The sequence below is a fragment of the Pseudomonas sp. genome (assembly GCF_030150285.1).
In the GTDB taxonomy this organism is placed as follows: domain Bacteria; phylum Pseudomonadota; class Gammaproteobacteria; order Pseudomonadales; family Pseudomonadaceae; genus Aquipseudomonas.
Map to the genome: position 1 here is coordinate 1 of NZ_JASLGE010000025.1, position 19990 is coordinate 19990.

Annotated in this window: 19 protein-coding genes; 11 read left to right on the forward strand and 8 right to left on the reverse strand. The window is 57.7% G+C overall.

The window, feature by feature from the left end; genetic code table 11:
• Positions 1 to 96, reverse strand: a 96-nt coding sequence (locus tag Q1W15_RS04585; RefSeq protein WP_300724523.1) for a hypothetical protein, incomplete at its 3' end; no start/stop codon positions are given.
• Between the two features lie 215 nt (positions 97 to 311).
• Between Q1W15_RS04585 and Q1W15_RS04590 the strand changes: the two genes are divergently transcribed.
• Positions 312 to 2240: a transglycosylase SLT domain-containing protein gene (locus Q1W15_RS04590; protein WP_300724312.1), complete on the forward strand. Its 1929-nt coding sequence runs from the start codon at positions 312 to 314 to the stop codon at positions 2238 to 2240.
• Between the two features lie 93 nt (positions 2241 to 2333).
• On the opposite strand, the gene Q1W15_RS04595 is transcribed toward Q1W15_RS04590, so the two are convergent.
• The 3 genes from Q1W15_RS04595 to yegS all read right to left on the reverse strand — a co-directional run bounded on the left by Q1W15_RS04595 (position 2334) and on the right by yegS (position 5103).
• Positions 2334 to 3140 (reverse strand): MOSC domain-containing protein, encoded by an 807-nt coding sequence (locus Q1W15_RS04595; protein ID WP_300724321.1) that lies wholly within the window; start codon positions 3138 to 3140, stop codon positions 2334 to 2336.
• Positions 3141 to 3217: 77 nt separating this feature from the next.
• Positions 3218 to 4153 carry a chemotaxis protein CheV gene (locus tag Q1W15_RS04600; protein WP_300724327.1) on the reverse strand — a complete coding sequence of 312 codons (936 nt, stop codon included), beginning with the start codon at positions 4151 to 4153 and terminating at the stop codon, positions 3218 to 3220.
• Between the two features lie 50 nt (positions 4154 to 4203).
• On the reverse strand, positions 4204 to 5103 hold the full coding sequence (gene yegS, locus Q1W15_RS04605) for a lipid kinase YegS (RefSeq protein WP_300724336.1): 900 nt from the start codon (positions 5101 to 5103) through the stop codon (positions 4204 to 4206).
• A 179-nt stretch (positions 5104 to 5282) separates the two neighbouring features.
• On the opposite strand from yegS, the gene Q1W15_RS04610 reads away from it, so the two are divergent.
• Positions 5283 to 6731: a mannose-1-phosphate guanylyltransferase/mannose-6-phosphate isomerase gene (locus tag Q1W15_RS04610; protein ID WP_300724337.1), complete on the forward strand. Its 1449-nt coding sequence runs from the start codon at positions 5283 to 5285 to the stop codon at positions 6729 to 6731.
• Between the two features lie 7 nt (positions 6732 to 6738).
• Here Q1W15_RS04610 and glp read toward each other — a convergent pair whose 3' ends face one another.
• Entirely contained in the window at positions 6739 to 7965 is a 1227-nt protein-coding gene (gene glp / locus Q1W15_RS04615; protein ID WP_300724338.1) for a gephyrin-like molybdotransferase Glp, read from the reverse strand.
• Positions 7949 to 8488 carry a molybdenum cofactor biosynthesis protein B gene (gene moaB, locus Q1W15_RS04620; RefSeq protein WP_300724339.1) on the reverse strand — a complete coding sequence of 180 codons (540 nt, stop codon included), beginning with the start codon at positions 8486 to 8488 and terminating at the stop codon, positions 7949 to 7951. Before moaB ends, glp begins: the two co-directional genes overlap by 17 nt.
• Before the next feature lie 79 nt (positions 8489 to 8567).
• On the opposite strand from moaB, the gene mobA reads away from it, so the two are divergent.
• On the forward strand, positions 8568 to 9137 hold the full coding sequence (gene mobA / locus Q1W15_RS04625) for a molybdenum cofactor guanylyltransferase MobA (protein ID WP_300724340.1): 570 nt from the start codon (positions 8568 to 8570) through the stop codon (positions 9135 to 9137).
• A 103-nt stretch (positions 9138 to 9240) separates the two neighbouring features.
• Positions 9241 to 9462 (forward strand): YgdI/YgdR family lipoprotein, encoded by a 222-nt coding sequence (locus Q1W15_RS04630; RefSeq protein ID WP_300724341.1) that lies wholly within the window; start codon positions 9241 to 9243, stop codon positions 9460 to 9462.
• A gap of 53 nt (positions 9463 to 9515) precedes the next feature.
• Here the strand turns inward: Q1W15_RS04630 and Q1W15_RS04635 are convergent, their stop codons facing one another.
• Together Q1W15_RS04635 and Q1W15_RS04640 are read right to left on the reverse strand one after the other, a co-directional pair.
• A complete protein-coding gene (locus Q1W15_RS04635) occupies positions 9516 to 10406 on the reverse strand; it encodes a pseudouridine synthase (RefSeq protein WP_300724342.1) in 891 nt (296 codons plus the stop codon).
• Between the two features lie 32 nt (positions 10407 to 10438).
• Positions 10439 to 10684, reverse strand: a complete 246-nt coding sequence (locus Q1W15_RS04640) for a glutaredoxin family protein (RefSeq protein ID WP_300724343.1) — start codon at positions 10682 to 10684, stop codon at positions 10439 to 10441.
• 279 nt (positions 10685 to 10963) lie between these two features.
• Here Q1W15_RS04640 and Q1W15_RS04645 point away from each other — a divergent pair, with 279 nt between their 5' ends.
• The 7 genes from Q1W15_RS04645 (at position 10964) to Q1W15_RS04675 (ending at position 19953) form a co-directional block, all read left to right on the forward strand.
• Positions 10964 to 12700, forward strand: a complete 1737-nt coding sequence (locus Q1W15_RS04645) for a monovalent cation:proton antiporter-2 (CPA2) family protein (RefSeq protein WP_300724348.1) — start codon at positions 10964 to 10966, stop codon at positions 12698 to 12700.
• A gap of 129 nt (positions 12701 to 12829) precedes the next feature.
• Positions 12830 to 13144, forward strand: coding sequence for a YqjD family protein (locus Q1W15_RS04650; RefSeq protein ID WP_300724357.1), 315 nt, complete (start codon positions 12830 to 12832; stop codon positions 13142 to 13144).
• Position 13145: 1 nt separating this feature from the next.
• Positions 13146 to 13523 (forward strand): phage holin family protein, encoded by a 378-nt coding sequence (locus Q1W15_RS04655; RefSeq protein WP_300724367.1) that lies wholly within the window; start codon positions 13146 to 13148, stop codon positions 13521 to 13523.
• Positions 13520 to 13861 (forward strand): hypothetical protein, encoded by a 342-nt coding sequence (locus tag Q1W15_RS04660; RefSeq protein WP_300724373.1) that lies wholly within the window; start codon positions 13520 to 13522, stop codon positions 13859 to 13861. Before Q1W15_RS04655 ends, Q1W15_RS04660 begins: the two co-directional genes overlap by 4 nt.
• A 133-nt stretch (positions 13862 to 13994) precedes the next feature.
• Positions 13995 to 15326 carry a deoxyguanosinetriphosphate triphosphohydrolase gene (locus Q1W15_RS04665; protein ID WP_300724375.1) on the forward strand — a complete coding sequence of 444 codons (1332 nt, stop codon included), beginning with the start codon at positions 13995 to 13997 and terminating at the stop codon, positions 15324 to 15326.
• A gap of 368 nt (positions 15327 to 15694) precedes the next feature.
• The gene (locus Q1W15_RS04670) at positions 15695 to 16321 is read left to right on the forward strand and encodes a response regulator transcription factor (protein WP_300724382.1); all 627 of its coding nucleotides are present in this window, start codon (positions 15695 to 15697) and stop codon (positions 16319 to 16321) included.
• Between the two features lie 8 nt (positions 16322 to 16329).
• Positions 16330 to 19953, forward strand: coding sequence for a transporter substrate-binding domain-containing protein (locus tag Q1W15_RS04675; protein WP_300724385.1), 3624 nt, complete (start codon positions 16330 to 16332; stop codon positions 19951 to 19953).
• Positions 19954 to 19990: the final 37 nt, after the last annotated feature.

The window sequence follows — 19990 nt, forward strand, 5'->3', positions numbered from 1 at the left end:
CACCCGCTCTCCACGGGCGATCTGCCAGGACACCTTGTCCAACAACGGCGTAGAGCCGAAAGCAAGGGACACATCGCTGAATTTGAGCAGGGTCATGAGCTTCTCCAAAAACTGGGCGCGCATTCTACCTGATTTGAGCCCTCAGGCGGCCGGGTATTTCGTGTTCGGCCGCCTCCGCCATCCATTTAGTGCCAAGTTGCACCGCTTGACCGGTGAGGCGTTCACGGGCTGCCGGCAAAAGGCTAAGCTACGGGACAATCAGTGCGGCCTTGCCCGCACTTGTCGCGTTTATTTATTCGTACGGAAGCCTCATGCGCAGTCGTCTTTTTAATTTTTTATCCTGCCTGCTTCTCACCGGGTGTGCCGTTCAATCCACCTTGGCCGCCGACCTCACTCAACAACGCCAACTCTATGACAACGCCAAGCGAGCATTGGCCAAAGGCGATTCAGGCCCCTATTTTCAGAATGCCGCCGCCCTGCGCAGCTACCCGCTAACGCCTTACCTGGCGTACGACGAACTGACCGCGCGCCTCAAGTCGGCCAGCAATACCGAAATCGAGCAGTTCCTGGCCGAGCATGGCGACCTGCCACAGGCCAACTGGATGAAATTGCGCTGGCTGCGCTGGCTGGCTGAGCGCGGTGACTGGGCGACCTTCGTCAAGTACTACGACCCAAAACTCAATTTCACTGAACTCGACTGCCTCAACGGTCAGTATCAGCTCAATCACAACCTCAAGGCCGAAGGCTATGCCAGCGCCGAAAAACTGTGGATGGTCGGCAAGGCGCAACCCGCCGCTTGTGATGCGCTGTTCAGCCAATGGGCGGCGCAAGGCCAGTTGACCGAACAAAAGCGCTGGCAGCGGGTCAAGCTGGCGGCTGAAGCCCGTAATTATGCGCTGGCCACGTCATTGGCCAGCGGCCTGAACACCTTGGGTCCGCAAGCAAAGCTGATGATTGAGGTTGCGCAAAAGCCCGATCTGCTCAGCCAACCCTCGCGCTTCCTGCCAGCCAGTGAAGCCATGTCCGACGCCGTCGGCCTCGGTTTGCGCCGCCTAGCCCGGCAAGACCCAGAGAAAGCCGCCGGGTTGCTGGACACCTACGCCAACAACATGCACTTTTCGCGCGACGAAAAAGTCGCCATCGCCCGTGAAATCGGCCTGACGTTCGCACGCCGCTACGACAGTCGCGGCCTGGACATCATGACCCGGTACGACCCGGAGTTACGCGACAACACCGTCACGGAGTGGCGCCTGCGGTTGCTGTTGCGCCTGGGGCGCTGGGAAGAGGCCTACCAGTTGACCCGCAAACTGCCTGAAGATCTGGCGAACACCAGCCGCTGGCGTTACTGGCAGGCCCGCAGCCTCGAACTGGCCGAACCCAAAAACCCTCAGGCACAAGCGCTGTTCAAGAAAGTCGCCAACGAGCGCGACTTCTACGGCTTTCTGGCGGCCGATCGCGCCCACGCGCCCTACCAGCTCAATAACAAACCGCTGATGCTCAGCCCTCAGCTGATCAGTAAGGTGCGCAATACCCCGGGCGTTCAACGGGCGCTGGAGTTTCATGACCGTGGGCAAATCGTCGACGGGCGTCGTGAGTGGTATCACGTTAGCCGTCATTTCAACCGCGACGAAATGGTCGCCCAGGCCAAGCTGGCCTACGACATGAAATGGTATTTCCCGGCCATTCGCACCATCAGCCAAGCGCAGTACTGGGACGACCTGAACATTCGCTTCCCGATGGCTCACCGCGAGACCCTGGTTCGTGAAGCCAAAGTACGCGGGCTGCACCCGAGCTGGGTCTTTGCTATCACCCGCCAGGAAAGTGCGTTTATGGACGATGCCCGCTCCGGCGTGGGGGCCAGCGGCCTGATGCAATTGATGCCTGCCACCGCCAAGGAGACGGCCCGCCGGTTCAGCATCCCGCTGGCGTCACCACAGCAAGTACTAAACCCGGACACCAATATTCAACTGGGTGCGGCCTACCTCAGCCAGGTGCATGGCCAGTTCAATGGCAACCGGGTGCTGGCATCGGCCGCCTATAACGCCGGCCCCGGCCGCGTTCGCCAATGGCTCAAGGGTGCCAACCACCTGGGCTTCGACGTCTGGGTTGAAAGCATCCCGTTCGACGAGACCCGTCAGTACGTGCAAAACGTATTGTCGTACTCGGTGATCTACGGCCAGAAACTCAACGTGCCACAGCCCATCGTGGATTGGCATGAGCGGTTTTTTGACGATCAGTGATCACTCTCAGGCCCTTATCGACGCTCGACTGCTTGCGATCTTTTGAACTTCAACAGATCGCGAGCAAGCTCGCGCCTACAGGCGCGTGATGCGTTATTCCAGAAGGGTGACTGGCATTCCGACTTCCAGTACGCCCTCGCTGTCATTGACCAGGTTCTGGCCAAACATGACCTCACCGTCCTGCTTGCGGTAGGTAGATAAGGTCGTGAGCGGTTCGCGTCGTTCATCGCGCACACCGGTGTGCGGGTCAACGGTCGTGAGGATGCAGCGAGAACAGGGCTTGACCACACGAAACTCGATATCGCCGATGCGGATTCGCTTCCAGCCGTCTTCAGCAAAGGCTGCACTACCTTCAACTACCAGGTTGGGCCTGAAACGCAACATGCCCAACGACCGGCCGACCTTGCTCGAAAGGTCATCCAGCGAGGCCTGACCGATCAGCAGCAATGGGAAACCATCGGCAAACGCGACCTTGTCATCATCACGGCCATAACCGGCCTCGGTCGTGCGTGCACGTTCGAGCGGGACATGCACCAGGCGCACCGACTTACCCATAAAGCGACTCAGCCAGTCAGCTGCCTCATCGCCGGCATCCGGCACGCGCAACGTGTCGCGCCAGAGGGTGACGCCACGCAAGCTTGTATCGGCCTGCGGCACGGCCACGTCCAGCGCCCCGAGGTGTTCAGCGCTCAGCGTCAACCCGCCCGAGCCATTCCACAGCGCAGACAATTGGCTCATTTTCGGGTCCGCGCGCTGGGTGAGAAAGCGCCCACTCGCCGCCTCCACCACCATCCAGCGGCGATCACCGACCACACCCAACCGGTCCAGGTGGACGGCGGACAGGTGTTCGCCCTTGGCCGACTTCAAAGGGAAACGATAAAGCGCGCTCAAACGCAGCATGGGTCAATTCCTTGCGGAAAAAACACCACAGTATACGAGCGCCCCGGCCCTGCAAAGATCACCCGGTCGACGGCGCGTTACGCGGGCACTTGATCCCGCAGCAAGCGCTCGCGGACCACATCGACCAATTTATCGGGCTGGAATTTGGAGAGAAAATTATCGCAACCGACTTTCTTGACCATCGACTCATTGAAGCTCCCCGACAATGAGGTGTGCAGCACGACGTAAAGGTCTCGCAGGCGCGCATCGCCACGAATTTCCGTGGTTAGCCGATAGCCATCCATTTCCGGCATCTCGGCATCCGTGAACACCATCAGCAACTTGTCTGTCATCACGTGGCCGCTGTCCGCCCACTTCTTGAGCAGGTTCAGGGCTTTAAGGCCATCGCTGGCCACGTGCATGTTGATGCCCAATTGCGCGAGTGTTTCACGCAGTTGTGCCAGCGCCACGCTGGAATCATCCACCAACAGCACTTCTCGGCCCCGGGCCTGTTCAAGCAACGGGTCGGCCAATTTTTCACGGGAGACCCGGGCGTTGTACGGCACGATTTCAGCCAGCACCTTCTCAACGTCAATGATTTCGACCAGTTGCTCATCCACTTTGCTGATGGCTGTCAGGTAATGCTGACGCCCGGCACTGCCGGGCGGCGGCAGAATTTCTTCCCAATTCAGGTTGACGATGCGATCAACGCCCCCCACCAGAAACGCCTGAATCGAACGGTTATACTCGGTCACAATAATCGTGCTGTCCGGCCCTGGCACTACCGGGCGCATGCCAATCGCCCGGGACAAATCGATCACTGGCAAGGTTTTACCGCGAAGGTTCACCACGCCACAGACGTGAGGGTGACGGTGCGGCATCAGGGTCAACGCCGGCAACGGCACGACTTCTTGAACCTTGAACACATTGATCGCAAACAATTGCCGACCCGCCAGGCGAAACATCAGCAGTTCCAGGCGGTTTGCACCCACCAGCTGAGTGCGCTGATCTACCGTGTCGAGAATGCCAGCCATGAACAACTCCTGAGCGAAAGGGCAAGATGTACAAGGTTATCGGCTCAGGTTCAAAGACCTTGACTCAGCAGGGGCGAATCCTTGGGTAAATGCACGTTCACCGCCCCCTTGCGCACGCTGAAACGTAAGGTATCGCCCTGCATGGGTTCACCATCCAGGTTGAGCGAGAGCCCTTCGCTCGCCTTGATGTCGACCCAGGGCAGACGTGCCCGAACGAACAAATTGTCCAGCCCCCAGCCGTCCGTCATCAGGCTTTTGACGGTACCGACCACTTCCTGCGGAGCGGGTAAAATGCTGATATCCAACAGGCCATCATCGGCCAAGGCCTGCGGACACAGTTCATGACCACCTCCCGCCTGGCGACCGTTGCCGATGCCCAGCGCCAGCAACTCACCCTGCCAGTGAAAATCCGGGCCCTGCAACTCGGCATAGGCCGCGTGCAGCTCGCCAAAGCGCGACAACCCGGTAAACAGATAGGCCGCACCGCCCAGCACTTTTTTCAGGTCTTCGGAAGTATTGGCCGTGACTTGGCTGCCAAAACCGCCCGTGGCCATGTTCAGGAAGAGCTGATCGCCGGCTTCACCCAGGTCGACAGGCCGTGCGGGCACATCCAGCAAAGCCAACGCCTCGTGCGGCTCCAGGGAGACCCCAGCCGCCCGGGCAAAGTCATTGGCGGTACCCAGTGGCAACAGTACCAGGCTGGCCTGAGTACCGGCGCGCGCCAGCGCTTCGCACACATCGCGCAACGTGCCATCCCCCCCGCCCGCAATGATGTGGTCGTAACCCGCCGCAAGCGCTTCACCCACCAGGCGCTGCGCGTCACCCGCCTCCCAGGTCAGGCGAACCGCCAACTCCCAGCCCATGGTGCGCCGCTGCTCAACCGCGGCGCGCACGTCTTCGTTTAGCGCTTGCTTGCCGTGCAAAATCAAAAAAGCCTTACCTGCACTCATGTTTCAGTCCTCGAACTCGTCAACGTGGTTTTTGGACAACAAGCCCACCCGAAAGGCCCTTCTTCACGCCAGTTTTTTTACCTGATACCCCGCATTGGCATCAACGGGTCGATCATTGCGTCGGAACCGGTCAAACTTGCGCACCGGTTAGCGCCCCTTCGACTCTATAGACATTCTCAATGAGCACACTCATTCCCTGCATCATCGCCGGTGGCGCAGGCACTCGGCTATGGCCAGTGTCGCGCGAGGCCATGCCCAAGCCCTTTATGTCCTTGCCCGATGGCGAGAGCCTGCTGCAGAAGACCTTTCAACGTGCCGTCGGCTTGCCGGGCGTGAGCCAACTGCTGACGGTGACCAATCGCGAGGTGTTCTTCCGCACGCTCGACGACTACCGCGCCTTGAATCAGGATCGCGTTGAGCTGGGGTTTATTCTTGAGCCCTTCGGGCGCAACACCGCACCCGCCATTGCCGCCGCTGCGTTGCACGTCGCCCGGCGTTACGGTGACGAGGCACAACTACTGGTGCTGCCCGCCGATCATTTGATGACCGACCTTGGCGCTTTCGCCCAGGCTGTCGAGCGTGCCCGCCAATTGGCCGACCAGGGCTGGCTGGTCACGTTCGGCATCGTGCCAACCCGCGCAGAAACCGGTTTTGGCTATATCGAAACAGGCGCGGCACTGACTAACGGCAGCCATACCGTGACCCGCTTCGTCGAGAAACCTGACCTTGCGACCGCCCGCCGCTACTTTGAGGGCGGTTTACACCTATGGAACAGCGGCATGTTTTGCATGCGCGTCGATACGCTGCTGCGCGAATTCGAAGAACACGCGCCAGAAGTGCTGGCTGCTGTAAGCCAATGCCTGGAACGCAGCCCGTTGTTTGAGGGGCCGCACACGCGCCATCTGGAACTGGACAGCCACACCTTCGCGCAGGTGCCCGACATTTCCATCGACTATGCGCTGATGGAGCACTCCCGCAACGTGGCGGTGGTGCCGTGCGAACCCGGCTGGAGCGATATCGGTTCATGGCAGGCTGTGCGTGAGTTAAGCCCGGCGGATGCCAATGGCAACCATTGCACGGGGGATCACGTGCTGCATGATGTGCATAACTGCTATATCGACTCGCCCAAACGGCTGGTGGGGGGCGTTGGCCTGAATGACCTGATCATTATCGACACGCCGGACGCCTTGCTGGTGGCCGACGCCAACCGCAGCCAGGATGTGAGTTACATTGCCCGCGAGCTCAAGCGCCAGGGTCACGACGCTTATCGCCTGCATCGTACGGTGACACGGCCGTGGGGCACTTATACGGTGCTCGAAGAAGGCCCGGGGTTCAAAATCAAACGCATTGTGGTCAAGCCGCACGGTGCGCTGTCCTTGCAAATGCATCGCCACCGCAGCGAACACTGGGTTGTGGTCAGCGGCATGGCCCGGGTGACCAACGGTGACCGCGAGTTTGTACTCGACACCAATGAGTCCACGTTCATCAAGCCCGGCCGCCCTCACCGGCTGGTCAATGCCGGCGAAGTGGACCTGGTGATGATCGAAGTACAAAGCGGGGAGTATGTGGGCGAGGACGACATCGTGCGCTTCACCGACCTGTACGGGCGGGTGCCGCCCCCCCATTGACCGCGGCTTAAGCCAAGACTTCGCTCAGCGGAATAAACCCGACGTGATCACCTTCAACCAGCGTGGTGCCTTCGAGCACTTCCACCAGCCCTTCAGCCCACGCGGCACTGCGCAACACACCGGAACTCTGGTTTTTGTAAATGATCGCCCGGCCGTTTTCCAGGCGTGCACGCAGGTACTCGCGGCGGTTGCCCGGTTTGGGCCAGACAAACCCGGCCGGCACGGCAAACTTCAGGGGCTCGACCGCTTGTACGCCCTGACGGCGCAACAGATAAGGCCGCGCCAGCATCGCGAAAGTCACGAGGGTCGAGGCCGGGTTGCCTGGCAGCCCTATCACGGGGGTACCGCGAAAATGCCCGAAGGTCAGCGGTTTTCCAGGTTTTATGGCCAGTTTCCACAATGCCAGTTCACCGGCTTCGCGCAGGGCAATCCCGAGAAAATCGGCTTCACCCACTGAAACGCCACCCGTGGACAAGATCAGGTCCACAGCCCCCAGCTCACCCAGACGCTGGCGGGTCGCCGGCAAGTCATCCGGCAAGATACCGGCATCCACCACGTCGCAGCCCATTCGGGTCAGCCAACTGCACAGCACCACGCGGTTGCTGTTGTAGATCTGCCCTGGCCCCAAGGGTTGGCCCGGCTCAATCAATTCATCCCCGGTCGACAAGACGGCCACTCGCACCCGCCGAATCACCTGCAACACGGCACACCCCAATGAGGCGGCCAAGCCTTGCTCTACCGGCCCCAGCCGAGTGCCCGCCGACAACACGACTTCCCCTACCGTCGTTTCCTGGCCTTGTGGCCGAATGTTCTGACCGGAGTGCAGCGCTTCAGTAAACGTCACGCGGCCGTCGGCCTGCACCTGAACGTTTTCTTGCATTTCGACGCAATCCGCGCCCACCGGAACGGGCGCACCGGTAAAAATTCGTGCACAGGTGCCGGGGGTCAGCGGTTCAGGCGCACGCCCTGCAAAAATCCGTTGGCTGACCACCAACGGCCCCGCCGAACCCTCGGCAGCACTTAACGCATAACCGTCCATCGCACTGTTCGGCCAAGGCGGCAGATCCAGTGTGGAAATCAGGTCATGAGCCAAGACCCGGCCGTGGCTCGCTGCAAGGTCGACCCACTCACTGTCGCGGATCGACGAAGCCTCGGCCAGCGCCAGCAATTGCGCCAAGGCGTCTTCGACCGGCATGAGTGCACCGGTTCGGCCCGGCTTATCCACGGGGTTCACAGGCCGGTGCCTGCTTCAAATGAGCGACAAAATTGCACGGGCGATGCCGCGAATCGAGCTGTTCGGCCAGAATGCCATCCCAGCCTGTGCGCACGGCGTTGGTTGAGCCCGGCAAGCAGCACACCAGGGTGCCGTTGGCCAAACCGGCCAGCGCCCGGGACTGCACGGTCGAAGTGCCAATATCAGCGACCGAGATCTGACGGAACAACTCGCCGAAACCATCAACCTGTTTGTCCAGCAAACAGCTCACGGCTTCAGGCGTGCTGTCGCGGGCTGTAAACCCGGTACCGCCCGTGATCAACACCACGTTCACCGAGTCATCGGCAATCCAGGTCGCGACCTGGGCGCGAATTTTGTAGAGGTCGTCCTTGAGCAGCACTCGCGCGGCCAGGTAATGCCCGGCAGCGTTCAAGCGCTCGACAAACACTTGCCCTGAAGTGTCAGTGTCCAGGGTTCGGGTATCACTGACCGTCAGCACGGCAATGTTCAAAGGGACAAAAGGTGCATCAGCCTTGGCGTTCATGGGTGAGGTCCAGTTGTAGGAAAAACAGCCCGATGTTATATCACAGCCCTTCATTTGCCTGGTTGCACGGAGTCAACCCATGAACTTGCTTCAATGCTCCATTCTGCTGCTCGCCGGTGGGCGCGGCCAGCGCATGGGCGGTCAAGACAAAGGCCTGGTGATGTGGCGAGGCGAGCACTTGATCAGCCATGTGCAGCGTGTTGCGCGGCCTTTCACCGATGACCTGATCATCTCGTGCAACCGCAATCGCGAGCAGTACGCCCTTTATGCCGATCACGTCATCAGCGACGGCAACGACCACTTTGACGGGCCGCTGGCGGGCATTCGCGCCGGTCTGAGCGTAGCCAAACACTCACACCTGCTGGTATTGCCCTGTGACGTGCCCGGCGTCGACAGCGCATTGCTCACAGCCCTGCTGCACGTTGCCAGTGCAAACCCCACCGTGCCGGCAATGGTGCGCCAGGGTCGCTACTGGGAGCCGCTGCTGTGTGTGATCCCGGTGGCACGGGCAGCCGAAATCGAAGCGGCCTGGCAATCTGGCGAACGCAGCCCGCGCCATATCTTGCTTGAGCTCAATGCACAGACCGTGCAATGCGCAGAGAATGAACCGCGGCTGAACAACTTCAATACCCCGCAAACACTGAATTGACCCGCCACGTCGACCCCGCAATACTGGAAGCGGAACTTGCCGGCGTTGTACACGTCTCAAAAACAGTTATTTTTCAAGCACTCTCAATTGTTGGAGAAACACCATGACTCATCGGACTATCGCTGCTCTTATGCTGGCTGCTGGCCTGGCCGCTCTGGCGGGCTGCGCTTCGCCGACAGTAATCACGCTCAACGACGGTCGTGAAATCCAGGCAGTCGACACGCCCAAGTACGATGCTGCCTCGGGCTTTTACCAGTTCAAACAACTGGACGGTAAAGTCACCCGCATCAATAAAGATCAGATTCGCACAGTTAAAGACCTGTAAGCCCCAGACTCCAGCACAGAACCCGCCTGGTGCGGGTTCTGTAGCCTGGAGCGCTACCAGTCCAGGCGAATGCGGCTTTCAAAGGCGCGCGGTTCGCCCGTCAGCGGATCGTCAAAACGCAAGCCTTGGGCCAGTAACTTCAGGGGGTTGGCGTAGTCATCCACTGCATCCTTGATCACGTCGGGATAAAAAGGATCGTTGCAGATACCTGCCCCCAGCGCAGCCATGTGCACCCGTAACTGGTGCTTTTTACCCGTAACCGGGTACAGCGCATAACGCCACAACTCACCGTTTTTCTCACACACTTCGACCCGCGTCTCAGTGTTGCTGACACCCACGCCTTCCTGCATGCGAAAAAACGGCTCACCCTCCACCAGACGGCTTTTATGCACCCGCGGCAACTCAAGAGCAGGCAGGGCTTTGGCGATCGCTTCGTAACGCTTGTCGATTTTACGTGTGGGAAACAACGATTGATAAGCCGAACGGCTGCTCGGGTTGGCTGAAAACAGCACCAACCCCGCCGTGTGGCGATCAATGCGATGCAGCGGCACCAGATGCGGGTTATCCAGGGTACGAATCAAACGGCGGAGCAGGGTCTGCTCAACGTACTCACCCGCAGGCGTGACAGGCAGAAAGTGCGGCTTATCCGCCACCACCAAATGCTCATCCGCGAACAAAATGGTTTCTTGCGCCGCAATAGGCGTTTCGTTGGGCACTTCGCGAAAATAGTGAATTCGCAACCCTTCCTTGTACGCCAACTGCACACTGATCGGTGCCCCATAACCGTCCAGTACACGGCCACGGGCAATCCGGTCAAGCCATTGCTCACGGCTGATGGCTCGAAAGTGCTCGCACAAACACTCAAACACCGTCGACCACGTGCCAGGCGGCAAATACAAGGTGCTGGCCTGATGCTCAGCGGCGTTGAAAAGCGGGATGGACATAAATGGACTCGAACGATGGACGCAACTGGCGATTATTGCGCAGATGACAGAAAGTGCACCACTTGCGCCGTATCGAACGGCCATCCCAATTCTTCACCCGTGTCGACGCGGCGCAACACGGGTATACGCAAACCGTAAGCTTCAAACAGGGTTTCACTGTCAGCAATATCGATCAGCTCAACCCGCAACCCATGCTCGACCAGCGGCATCAATTGCGCTTCAGCCAACTCACAGAGGTGGCAACCCAAGGTGCCGAACAATTGGCATTCGGAAGGCATCACAATGACCTTAATAAAATAAGAGGGCAGTTTAGGGGGCTTCCCTTGGGGCGTCGACCACTGCGACCACGCCAGAGGCATGCGCTTGCACAGGGGCATGCCAGCATACAATTGCCCCGCTCTGTTCTACGCTTGAACCGTCAAAGCTGCAGTTCGTCGCGCAGGTTCAGAGCGGCGCACTCCAAAGCAGGCACCCACCTGTGATTTAAATCAGCGCCAGCCTCTTTTAATTAACCGATGCTCGCGGCTTTTTATACGAACTGATCAAGGAAGGCTGTCGTGTTTGCCAATTTGTTAATCATTCTGGCGTCATCACTGGTGGTGATCGCGCTGTTTCGACGCCTGCAACTGCCGCCCGTACTGGGCTATCTCTGTGTCGGCCTGTTTGTCGGGCCAACCGCGCTGGACTGGATCAATGACAGCCCCGACCTGCCGGACCTGGCTGAAATGGGTGTGGTCTTTCTGCTGTTTTCACTGGGGCTAGAGTTCTCGCTGCCCAAAATGCTCAAGCTGCGCCGCGTGGTCTTTGGCTTGGGCAGCTTACAGGTGCTGGTCAGTTCGGCAGTGCTGGGTGGCTTGCTCTATGCGTTTGGCCTGAGTGCCAGCACCGCGTTCCTGCTCGGAGCAGGGCTCTCGCTGTCGTCGACGGCAATCGTGAGCAAGGAACTGACTAGCCTGGGAGAGATTTTCAGCCCCCACGGTCAAAACGCTATCGGTGTGCTGCTGTTTCAAGACGTGGTGGCGGTGTTGCTGCTGACCCTGGTACCGGTTTTTGCCGGAAGCAGCCAGCACGCCTGGTATTGGGCCCTGCCCGTCACCTTGGGTAAAACCCTCATTCTGTTTATAGGGCTGCTGTTGGCCAGCCGCTTTCTGTTACCGCGCCTGTTCCGCGAAGTGGCAGCCTCTCGTTCAGCCGAATTGTTTGTGCTACTGGCGCTGGTGATCGTACTGCTGACTGCCTGGCTGACGCACTTGCTGGGCTTATCACCCGCGCTGGGGGCCTTTCTGGCCGGCATGTTGCTGGGTGAAAGCCATTACCGGCACCAGATCGAAGCCGATATCCGCCCTTTCCGCGACATATTGTTAGGGCTGTTTTTTGTCAGTATTGGCATGCTGATCGACCTGCAACTGTTTGTTCACCACAGCGTCCTGATTTTGGGCTTAACACTGGCCCTGATGCTGATCAAGGCCTGCGTGGTCGCGGCACTGCTGACGTTACGCGGCAGAGACGGCGAAACCGCGTGGCGCAGCGGCCTGGCATTGGCTCAAGGCGGTGAGTTCTGCTTTGCGCTGATGGCGCAAATGCAGATCAATTCGCTGATTCCTGCCGACATCGCCGGCTATCTGTTGGCCGCCACCTTCTGCTCGATGCTGTTAACACCCTTGCTGCTGCGAGCCGCACCCCGGATCGCAGCCAGTTTGCATCGCAAGCCCAACGAAGAAATCGAACTCGAAGCCATTGCTGCTCACAGTGCCGAGTTGCACGGGCATGTCGTGATGTGCGGTTACGGTCGAGTCGGCCAGTCCATCGGGCGTTTCCTGCGCCGCGAACACAAAGCCTTTATCGCCCTCGACTATGACCCTGAGCGCATAGAAGACGCTTCAAAAACAGACAACAACGTGCATTACGGCGACGCCCGGCGCGGCGACCTTTTGCGTGCCGTCGGCCTTGATCGTGCGCGCCTCGTGGTGATCGCGGTGGACAATACCGAGGTAGCCATGAGCATTCTCAAGGAAGCCCGCCTGATTACCCTGGAGGTTCCCGTACTGGTCAGAACACGCGACGACAGCCAACTCGCGGAACTCAAGGCGGCAGGTGCAACTGAAGTGGTGCCGGAATTGCTGGAGTCGAGTCTGATGCTCGCCTCCCACGCTCTTATCCTGCTGGGCCTGCCTGAGAAAGCCGTGCGGCGTCGAGTGGACGAAGTCCGTCATGACCGATACCACCTGCTTGAAGGCTGTTTTGAAAGCGCTGACCCGCGCGATGCCCCGGATTCGGCCCGCGAAAACGAATGATTTCAGGTAATGTCGTACCCCTATTGAGCCTCGGTCAGTTGAATTGCACAGCGCTTTTCCAAGAAAAACGGTGAACCTTCAGCAAAGGCCTACACTCGAACCATCAACAAGCCACTCACGGAGTTAATCATGGCCCGCATAAAAGCAAAGACTGCTCAAGAAATACTGAAGGCTGATTTCCAAGCCTTGGTCAGCGATACTGAACGCTTGCTGGAACACACCGCGAGCATCGCCGGCGATCAGGCTGACGAGCTACGCGCGCAAATCAAGGACAGCCTGCTCAAGGCCCGCGCCTCGCTTGAAGACGCGAAAGAGTCCCTCGAAGAACGCGGTCAAGCCGCCGTGGTAGCCACTGAAGATTATGTTCAGGCCAACCCGTGGCAATCCGTGGGTATCGCAGCGGGCGTAGGCTTCCTGATTGGCCTGCTGGCCACACGGCGCTGATATGACAAACGAAGAATCCGACTCCCCACGTTCCTCACCGCGGCGCTTGGGTGCCGCGTTTTTGGGCCTGTTGCACAGCCACGTCGAATTGCTGGGCATCGAACTGCAAGAGCAGAAGGCGCGTACGGTCAGCCTGCTGCTATTCGCTGGGTTGGCGCTGGTCTTCGGGTTGCTGTTATTGATCGGGTTGTCGGCACTGGTACTGATCATGGTGTGGGACACCTATCGCCTGGCAGGCATTATCGGGCTGTGCGTGTTCTATGCTCTGGCCGCTGTGTTCTGCGGCTTGCGCCTTAAGTCCGCAGTGTTCGATGAGTCTTCTCCTTTTAACGCCACGCTTGAAGAACTGGCCAAAGACCGGGAGCGCTTATTGCCATGAGCCTGCCTGAAATGCCGCAAAACGCGTCGCGGCGCGAGATGCGCAAGTTGTTGATTCGCCTGCGCATGGAAATGCACCGCCAAGAAATTCGTCATGAGTCGCAGCAGTTGCTTGAGCCCTTGCAAAAAATGCGCGGCTTGACCACTAACTGGCAAGAAAACCTGGGCATTAAACACGCTCCCCTCTGGGGTGTGGGCGTGGTGACGTTGTTGGGTTTTCTCACCGGAAAAGGGGCAAAAAGCAAGGGCGTGGGTGGCGTCTCACGCTTGATCGGCCTGGCTACCAGCTTACTGCCACTGATCAAGCTGGTGATTCAAGGGTCCGCGCGCAAACCTTGAACCTGCCTGCTACACACGATGTGCAAAGGGGGCACTTCACCCAGTGCCCCTTACTACCGATGTAGGTTGCCTCTACAAAACCCGGCGGTTAAGTGAGAAGCTGAGCCCTCAGTCACTCACGGAGCACTGCGCCTTGGATTGGCAAACCCTGCTGAATCGCGAACGTCTCGGAAAACCTCACCACAGCCCCGAAGAACTCGGGCGCAGCCCTTTCCATAAAGACCATGACCGCATCATTTTCTCAGGCGCATTTCGGCGGTTGGGACGCAAGACCCAAGTGCACCCCGTCAATAGCAATGATCATATACACACCCGCCTGACCCACTCGCTGGAAGTCAGTTGTGTCGGCCGTTCACTGGGCATGCGCGTGGGCGAAACACTACGCAGTGCCCTGCCCGAATGGTGCGACCCGGCGGATTTGGGCATGGTCGTGCAGTCAGCCTGCCTGGCACATGACATAGGCAACCCGCCATTCGGCCACTCCGGTGAAGACGCCATCCGCCACTGGTTTAAACAGGCCGCTGACCGCGGCTGGCTCGATGAAATGAGCGACGCCGAGCGCAACGACTTTTTGAACTTTGAAGGCAATGCGCAAGGCTTCAGGGTGCTCACCCAACTGGAATACCACCAATTTGATGGCGGCACCCGCCTGACTCACGCCACGTTGGGCACTTTCCTCAAATACCCCTGGACCGCTCGCCATGCAGACTCTCTGGGGTACAAAAAACACAAATTCGGCTGTTACCAAAGCGAGCTTCACTTACTCGAAAACATCGCCCACAAATTGGGCTTGCCGCAACTCGAAGAGCAACGCTGGGCACGCCATCCTCTTGTTTACCTGATGGAAGCCGCCGACGACATCTGTTATGCGCTGATTGACCTGGAGGACGGCCTGGAGATGGACCTGCTGGGTTACAGCGAAGTAGAGGCTCTACTGCTGGGGCTGGTGGGTGATGACGTGCCGCAGACCTATCGCCAGCTCGGCCCCAAGGACTCTCAACGGCGCAAATTGGCGATTCTTCGCGGCAAGGCCATCGAGCATCTGACCAATGCGGCCGCACAGGCCTTTGTCGAACAGCAGAATGCGCTGCTCGCAGGTACCCTGTCGGGTGATCTGGTCGAACATATGCACGGCCCTGCCCAACGCTGCGTCCTGAATGCGAAAGACATGGCGCGCAAAAAAATCTTCCAGGACAAGCGCAAGACCCTGCATGAAATCGGTGCCTATACCACCCTGGAAATACTGCTGAACGCCTTTTGCGGTGCAGCACTGGAGCAACACGGAGGCCGAACGCCTTCCTTCAAAAATCGCCGTATTCTCGACCTGCTGGGGCATAACGCACCCGACCCTGATTGGCCATTGCATCGCTCATTCATGAGAATCATTGACTTCATCGCTGGCATGACCGATGGCTATGCCACAGAGATGGCACGAGAAATGACTGGCCGCTCAAGTCCGACCTGAAACACCCCTGCCCTTCCCTTGAAGGGCAGTCACGCACCTGCGCCGCAAAAAACGAGGGCGGTTCAATACGCCCTTATTCACTCAAAGAAACACCTCACCCAATTAAACATCTCGCATAAAGATAAACATATTGTAGGATAATTCCCTTTATACCGAAGAATATAACTACACAATTGACATCAGCCACTAAACAAACGATTCAGCCCCCACTTAAATAACCGCCACACCTTAATCATTTCGTGAGTTTACGCCTTATTTATCGTAAGAATATTCCCATACTACACTTGGGAGCGACTCACTTCGTGTTCCCACCTAAATATCTGAGCTAAGGTGCGCGCTTTCTATACCGCATCTTATGAGAATTTAATATGAACACTGTCTTTATTGTTGACGACCATCCGGTAATCCGACTGGCAATCCGTATGTTGTTAGAAAATGAAGGGTATGAAATAGTCGGAGAAACCGACAATGGCGTAGATGCAATGCAAATGATCCGAGAATGCGTCCCTGACCTGATTATTCTCGACATCAGCATTCCAAAACTCGACGGACTCGAAGTGCTGGCACGCTTCAACGCGATGAACTCAACGTTGAAAACCCTTGTCTTGACAGCTCAGTCACCCGCCCTGTTCGCTATGCGCTGCATGCAGTCAGGGGCTGCAGGGTATGTTTGCAAGCAGGAAGATCTGAGCGAACTTATCAGCGCTATTAAAGCTGTATTTTCTGGCTACAATTACTTTCCAAGCCAAGCATTGACTCCAGAAAAAAACGAAGACGATAACTTCTCCGAAATCGAACTCTTCAAGCTGGTCAATGACCGCGAACTCATGGTACTGAAGCTGTTCGCGCAAGGAAAAACAAACAAGGAAATAGCGACCGGCATGTTTCTCAGTAATAAAACCGTGAGCACTTATAAGAAAAGGCTCATGCAAAAATTGAAAGCCAACTCTCTGGTTGACCTTATCGAGCTGGCCAAACGCAACGCTTTAGTGTGAGAAACAGGATGCCCACGCGGTTTAATCATTACCTATTGTTGCTCACAGGACTCATCCTGTGTACAGCCGTATTCGCCGAACCCAGCCAAACTGAGCGCTATTCGTTACTCAGTCGCTCGGGCATCTATCACATGGAAGTTCCTCTGGATAAGCAACAACGGTACTGGCTCCAGGAAAAGCGTGAACTACGCGTGGGCGCATCTGCCCCGGACTATCCTCCATTTGACATGACCTCCAGTGGCCAGGACTACGAAGGCCTGACTGCCGATTACCTCGGCATACTGGGCAAAGCCCTCAACGTGGCGATCAAAGTCCAGCGCTTCCCATCCCGGGAGGCCGCCATCAAAGCACTGGAAGACGGAAAAATTGACCTGCTCGGCACCTCAAACGGCTTTGAGGCCGACCGCCCGAACCTGCTGCTTTCCATTCCATACGCTGTCGACCAACCCGTACTTGTCACCCGAGAAGGAGAAAAACGCTCGCTCTCCGAAGGCTTGGCGGGTTTGCGTTTAAGCATGGTGTATCACTACTTGCCCTTGAGCGAGGTCAAGGCGCTCTACCCCAAGGCAATCATTCAGTCATACCCGTCTTATCAGAACGCCATCAACTCTGTGGCCTTCGATCAGGCCGATGTGTTTCTGGGCGACACCGTGTCTACGCACTACAGCATCAACAAGGGTTACCTGAAGAACATCAAGATGGCTAATTTCGGCAAACATGAAGCTTACGGATTCGGTTTTGCCGTGCGCCGCGACAACGCGCAACTGCTCAGCATTCTCAACTCGACGCTCAATGCGATTCCCAATAGTGAACGTGACAGCATTGCCAAACGCTGGAGCGCGGGGAGTGACATGCTACTCACGGATCAAAAGCTGCAACTCACTGAGCGTGAGGAACGCTGGTTGGCCCGCAACCCCGTGGTCAGGGTGGTGGTCAACGAAACCCTTGCACCGTTGACGTTCTTTGACGCCGACAACCACTTTCGAGGCATAACAGCCGATCTGCTGGACGTTATTCGCTTGCGAACCGGGTTACGTTTTGAAATTCAACGCGCTCGTAGCTTCAGCCAGATGATTCAGATGATCAACCAGCACGAGACGGACATCATCTCGGCCATTACACCTTCACTGTCTCGGGAAAGTGCGTTGAGCTTCAGCCGCCCCTACCTCGAAAACTCCTTTGTGCTGCTTACGGCAAAGAGGGCCGACCCGCCCTTGACCCTGGAGCAATTGGCCGGAAAAAAACTCGCCTTGCCCCATGGAAACCCCTTGATCGAGTACCTGCGCCGTGAGTACCCACGCATTGAGCTAGTCGAAACCGACGACCTTTACCAAAGCACGGAGTTGCTGGCCGAAGGCAAAGTACAAGGTGCTGTCAATACGCTAGTCATCGCCAACTATTTGCTGGCTTCTCAATTGTTTGAAAACCGCCTGCAAATCAGCGCGACGATTGGCACCACGCCCGCCACGTTTTCCCTCGCCACTGCTCGAGATGCTCCCGAGTTAAGCTCTATTCTCAACAAGGCCCTGCTCAGCATTGCGCCTGATGAACTGGGCGTCATCAATAGTCGCTGGCGCGGGTACGTTCCAGCGTCAGACAGCTATTGGCGAAACTATCATCGCCTCATTTATCAGATCATCATGGGTACCAGCCTGTTACTGCTGCTCTCGGTTCTGTGGAACGCCTATATGCGGCGTCAGATCCAGCAGCGAAAAATGGCAGAACGGGCACTGGGTGACCAGTTCGAATTCATGCGAGCGCTGGTCAATGGCACGCCCCATCCCATTTATGTCCGAGACCGCCAAGGCATTCTGCAAACCTGCAATGACAGTTATTTAAAAGCGTTCTCAGCGCAGCGCGAAGAGGTGATCGGTAAAACGGTGATGCAGACCTGCAACTTAAAGAGCAATGAGCACGAAGCTCATGACTATCAGGCTGATTACTTGCGGGTCATGGAGAAGGGAACGCCGCTGATCATGGATCGCCCGCTGCACCTGGGCGATAGAACGCTCACCATCTACCACTGGATTCTTCCCTATCGGGACTCATTGGGAGAAGTACAGGGCATTATCGGAGGCTGGATTGACATCAGCGACCGCCGCCAGCTTCTCGATGAACTGCGCGCAGCCAAAGACCGGGCAGATGATGCCAACCGCGCCAAAAGTACATTCCTCGCCACTATGAGCCATGAAATCCGCACGCCGATGAATGCCGTCATAGGCATGCTCGAGCTGACATTGAAGCGTGCGGACCAGGGGCACCTCGACCGACCGTCCATAGAGGTCGCGTACAATTCGGCCAAGGACCTGCTGGAACTGATCGGGGACATTCTCGATATTGCCCGTATTGAATCCGGTCGGCTGAATCTGACGCCCGAGCGGGTCAATCTGCGGGATCTGGCCAATTCGGTCATCCGCGTATTTGACGGTCTGGCCCGACAAAAATGCCTCAACCTCTCATTGATCTTCAAACCCGAAGGCCGCGGGCCGGATGTACTGATCGACCCGCTTCGGTTCAAGCAGGTGCTGACCAACCTGATCAGTAACGCGATCAAATTCACCGAGCATGGCGAAGTGACGCTCGAGCTGAATCTGCTGCCAACCGACACAGCGGATCAGATCGAGCTGCAACTGAGCGTCAAGGACACCGGTATTGGTATCAGCCAGCGGGATCAGGAGCGTCTTTTTGAACCTTTTACCCAAGTGGAAAATACTGGGCAACTGGCGCTCAACGGGGCAGGTCTTGGGCTAGTGATCTGCCGCAGCCTTTGCGAAATGATGGGGGGCTCTCTCAGGCTGACCAGCGAGCAGAACGTGGGTACCCATATACAGATCGCGTTCAAAATGAGGGTTATGGAACCCTGTCTGAACGCTGCGACCCAAGAGCCTGAAATAGCCCCTGCGGCGCGTCCGTTGAATGTACTGGTGGTGGATGACCACCCGGCAAATCGCTTGCTGATGTGCCAGCAGTTGGGCTTTTTAGGGCACCACTACCAGACTGAACACAATGGCGCGGAGGGGTTCAAGGCCTGGAAGGAAGGTACCTTCGATCTCGTCATCGCCGACTGCAACATGCCCGTCATGAACGGCTACGATCTGACCCGAGCCATTCGTCAATTTGAGCTTTCGTCACACCGCACGCCTTGCACTGTGTTGGGCTTTACCGCCAATGCCCAGCCTGAAGAGCGCTTGCGCTGCAAGGAGGCAGGGATGGATGACTGCCTGTTTAAACCGATCAGCCTTACCCTGTTGAACCAACGCCTTGGTGCGCTGGAGCCACTGGCTTTGCCAGCCCCTGTGTTCAACATTGACGCCCTTTATTTACTGTCCGGGCGAGATGGCGTGAGAATTCGGCTTTTGCTCGAAGAACTGCTTCGCAGTAACCGCCAGGACCTCAGGGCACTGGTTGAGCTGCGTGAAGAGGACGGGCCTCAGGCGTTTGCTGAAATAGCTCATCGCATCAAGGGAGCGGCTCGAATTGTGGGCGCGCATGAGTTGATTCAACAGTGTGAGAAACTGGAGCACGCCAGCCTTGCGAACCTGGCCACCTGCCGCACCTCGGTGAAATGCAGCATGGCCTCGCTTGAACAGGCACTGCTCGACGAACTGGCCAGGCTGCTTCGGGAAACCTGAGTAACGCCTTATACCACCCAGCCAATAGAAGCGCAGA

What these genes read in the sequence shown, in the direction of transcription:
- Q1W15_RS04590 (WP_300724312.1), top strand. Translation starts at nt 312, where the DNA reads ATGCGCAGTCGTCTTTTTAATTTTTTATCCTGCCTGCTTCTCACCGGG.
- yegS (WP_300724336.1), bottom strand. Translation starts at nt 5,103, where the DNA reads ATGAGTGCAGGTAAGGCTTTTTTGATTTTGCACGGCAAGCAAGCGCTA.
- Q1W15_RS04640 (WP_300724343.1), bottom strand. Translation starts at nt 10,684, where the DNA reads ATGCCTTCCGAATGCCAATTGTTCGGCACCTTGGGTTGCCACCTCTGT.
- Q1W15_RS04670 (WP_300724382.1), top strand. Translation starts at nt 15,695, where the DNA reads ATGAACACTGTCTTTATTGTTGACGACCATCCGGTAATCCGACTGGCA.
- Q1W15_RS04610 (WP_300724337.1), top strand. Translation starts at nt 5,283, where the DNA reads ATGAGCACACTCATTCCCTGCATCATCGCCGGTGGCGCAGGCACTCGG.
- Q1W15_RS04660 (WP_300724373.1), top strand. Translation starts at nt 13,520, where the DNA reads ATGAGCCTGCCTGAAATGCCGCAAAACGCGTCGCGGCGCGAGATGCGC.
- Q1W15_RS04635 (WP_300724342.1), bottom strand. Translation starts at nt 10,406, where the DNA reads ATGTCCATCCCGCTTTTCAACGCCGCTGAGCATCAGGCCAGCACCTTG.
- Q1W15_RS04650 (WP_300724357.1), top strand. Translation starts at nt 12,830, where the DNA reads ATGGCCCGCATAAAAGCAAAGACTGCTCAAGAAATACTGAAGGCTGAT.
- Q1W15_RS04595 (WP_300724321.1), bottom strand. Translation starts at nt 3,140, where the DNA reads ATGCTGCGTTTGAGCGCGCTTTATCGTTTCCCTTTGAAGTCGGCCAAG.
- Q1W15_RS04630 (WP_300724341.1), top strand. Translation starts at nt 9,241, where the DNA reads ATGACTCATCGGACTATCGCTGCTCTTATGCTGGCTGCTGGCCTGGCC.
- mobA (WP_300724340.1), top strand. Translation starts at nt 8,568, where the DNA reads ATGAACTTGCTTCAATGCTCCATTCTGCTGCTCGCCGGTGGGCGCGGC.
- Q1W15_RS04600 (WP_300724327.1), bottom strand. Translation starts at nt 4,153, where the DNA reads ATGGCTGGCATTCTCGACACGGTAGATCAGCGCACTCAGCTGGTGGGT.
- Q1W15_RS04675 (WP_300724385.1), top strand. Translation starts at nt 16,330, where the DNA reads ATGCCCACGCGGTTTAATCATTACCTATTGTTGCTCACAGGACTCATC.
- moaB (WP_300724339.1), bottom strand. Translation starts at nt 8,488, where the DNA reads ATGAACGCCAAGGCTGATGCACCTTTTGTCCCTTTGAACATTGCCGTG.
- Q1W15_RS04655 (WP_300724367.1), top strand. Translation starts at nt 13,146, where the DNA reads ATGACAAACGAAGAATCCGACTCCCCACGTTCCTCACCGCGGCGCTTG.